We start from the raw sequence: 2,652 nt of genomic DNA, 5'->3' as shown, positions 1-2,652 counted from the left end.
CTCCGCAAAATTTTGCACGTCCTCACCAACTTCACGCTGGTTGACAATGCTCTTCCCATGCTTGTGCAGGTACTCAATAGGATCCTCGAGAGTAATAATATGACGGTCGATTTGCTGATTTATCCAGTCGACCATGGCGGCGAGAGTGGTGGATTTGCCGGAACCTGTTGGACCGGTAACGAGAATCAAGCCCCGGGGCAGGAGTGCCAGCCTGCGCACTATCTCCATCAAACCCGGCTGGTGGTTGAACAGCTCCTCCATGGTGGGAATACTCTTCGCCAGCACCCGGGCTGCCAGCGCCGCCGCACCCCGCTGGCGGTAGACATTGAGACGAAAACGGGAAACACCCGGCAGCGAATAAGCAAGGTCCGCAGCCCCTTTATCTTCATAACGCCGGCGGTGCCTTTCGCTTTTCAGCAATTCATCAGCCAGGCTACCGGTTAACTCCGGAGTCAAGGGTCTGGACCAATCCGGGTGAGCTGTCAAAAACTCCTGCACTTTTTTTACCACCTGCGGTTCTACGTCCGGCAACCCGGAAACCAGTTCGGGCAACTTCCTCAACCGTCCGTGGAGACGGATTACCGGCGGCACCCCAACGGTAATGTGCAGGTCCGACGCTCCTGCATCCACCACCAGACGCAAGAGGGTTTCAATTCCACCAGCCAAAATAAAGACCACCCCCAAAGACCGAGCTGCTGTAACCGTTTTTTCAAGGCACGCCGGCCGGAGCCTGCAGCGAACCGGACGAAAGCTGTTTCACCCCGGTCCCTGAAACGGTCTGCCTATCCTCTTGAGGTAAAATCAAAGGCTGGAAGGCATCTGGCCGCCCAGGAGGGGGTGCTCCCTGCACGGGCTGGTACCACTCCGGCATATTCAGCGAGTACAGTACCAGTATCGTCTCTGCGGTAACAGTACCAGGGGGTCCCTTCTCCTCTTCCTCCGAGGATATTTTCAAAAACCGGATCTCACCTGGATTAGCCAGCTTTTCGTAATCTTTAAGGGCAGCGAGCACAGCTGGAAACTGTCCCTGCAACTTAACTCTAACCGGCACAGCCTGCAGGTGACCATGGTAATATTTCTCCACCAGTTCTCCCGGCTCCACACTGGACAGATTGGCCCCGTGGTTCTTCGCCGCTCTCTCCAGGTCTGCTATCGTAATACCAGTCCCAACGTTCCTGGACATCGCCGCCTTAACCGTCTTCCACTGCATCCGGTCAAGTTCCAGACGTTCCTTTTCCCGGGGTAATTTTGCCGCTTCGACCCGGCTCACGTACAGTTCCTGCCGCTTTGCGTCCAGCTCCCTCCTGGCATCGGCCAGTCCCTGAAATTCGGCAGACAGGATAAAGTAGAACAAGGAAACGGTGATCAAAGCACCGGTTAGTTTTAACATCCGCTGTCCCCGGGGATTTCGCTGTATCCACCAGCTCTGGAAGGATTCTCTTAACCTCATCTCCCTCCTCCGACCTTCAGCCACGCTTCTATGGCAAATTTGTACGCACCCGTTTTTTCATCCAGCTCTATTTTAATCACCCTCACCACAGTAAAATATGGGAGCCCTGCAAGCCTGTCCCTGTATGCTCCAACTGATGAGGCTGAAAGGCAATAACCTTCAACATAAATTTTTTCAGGAGCCGGGGGAATTTTTCCCCCAGGATTTTTCCCGGAACCGGCCACCGCCTGCTGATCCGGGAGACCCATATCCACCCCGGTCAACCAGGCATCGGCAGGCAGAGCATAGCTCAGGCGTTCTAAAATCACCGACCGCAAGGGAACTGCTGAAGTAAAAGTACGCACCACATTCAGCCACTCCTCCAGCCGGCGGCTCTCTGACCGCGTGCGTTGCACCTCTTGAACAACGGGTTTCAAGCGCGTTAACTCCCTGTCTAGCGCGCGCTCGGAAAATCGCGCGTAAAGCATTAAAACCGGTGGCACGGTAAGGAGGAACAGGCCGGCAACTGCCGCCGCAAGCCAGAGGCGACCCCCGGTTGGCAGATGTAACTCGAAACGTTTCACCCGCAGGCCAGGCGGCAACATATCCACCCGCGGTTCATATGTATAATAAAGGGCGAGTCCCAGAGCAGTTGCGTATTCCGATCCCCAGGGCAGACCTGATCCCCCAACCTGCCCGGGTGGTTCACCGGCTGCTGCTACCGCTTCCATTTTCAGACCCGGTACTGCTCCGGAACCGGCGGTAAGAACCCGCGTGATCCGGGTATCATATTGCGATTGATAAAAATTCAAGGTCCGGCGGACTTCCAGATCAACAGCTTCACCAAAAGGTATTTCGCGGACAAACTGCAGGTAATCACTTCCAGCCACTATGCGCGCTCCGGAGGGAATCGTTTCAATTACAGCCAGTGCCCCTTCCGCCGGACGCAATTCCGAGTGCAGTGCAACCCGCCAGAGTGCGCAAGCTCTTAAATCGACAGCGGACAATTTAATTCTTTTAACCAGGGCAGAGAGTTTCTCCCGCAGCATCTCTTCCGACACGGCGGCCGCCAGAATATTCAATTGACCTTCCTGCCTGCCGGTAACCGCATGCCTGATTATATATTGTTTTGATTCACCTTGCTCAGAAAGAAGAGCATCCAGCTCCCAGCGTACCGCGCCGGCCACTTCCTGAGGAGGAAGGTCAATTGAATATTCTGGCGG

3 protein-coding genes are annotated in these 2,652 nt (G+C 55.2%); all 3 read right to left on the bottom strand.

What is annotated here, in order from left to right:
- A partial coding sequence (locus ACPLUI_RS13670; RefSeq protein ID WP_424660801.1) for a type IV pilus twitching motility protein PilT occupies window positions 1–666 on the bottom strand: 666 nt, incomplete at its 3' end.
- Between the two features lie 43 nt (window positions 667–709).
- Window positions 710–1,450: a hypothetical protein gene (locus tag ACPLUI_RS13665; RefSeq protein WP_424660800.1), complete on the bottom strand. Its 741-nt coding sequence runs from the start codon at window positions 1,448–1,450 to the stop codon at window positions 710–712.
- On the bottom strand, window positions 1,447–2,652 hold a 1,206-nt coding region (locus tag ACPLUI_RS13660), incomplete at its 5' end, for a hypothetical protein (RefSeq protein ID WP_424660799.1). The genes ACPLUI_RS13665 and ACPLUI_RS13660, both read right to left, overlap by 4 nt.

Origin of the sequence: Desulfofundulus sp., from assembly GCF_049701015.1 — a bacterium.
Classification (GTDB): Bacteria; Bacillota; Desulfotomaculia; order Desulfotomaculales; family Desulfovirgulaceae; genus Desulfofundulus.
This window is presented reverse-complemented; position numbering and strand designations above follow the sequence as displayed.

What these genes read in the sequence shown, in the direction of transcription:
- ACPLUI_RS13665 (WP_424660800.1), bottom strand. Translation starts at nt 1,450, where the DNA reads ATGAGGTTAAGAGAATCCTTCCAGAGCTGGTGGATACAGCGAAATCCC.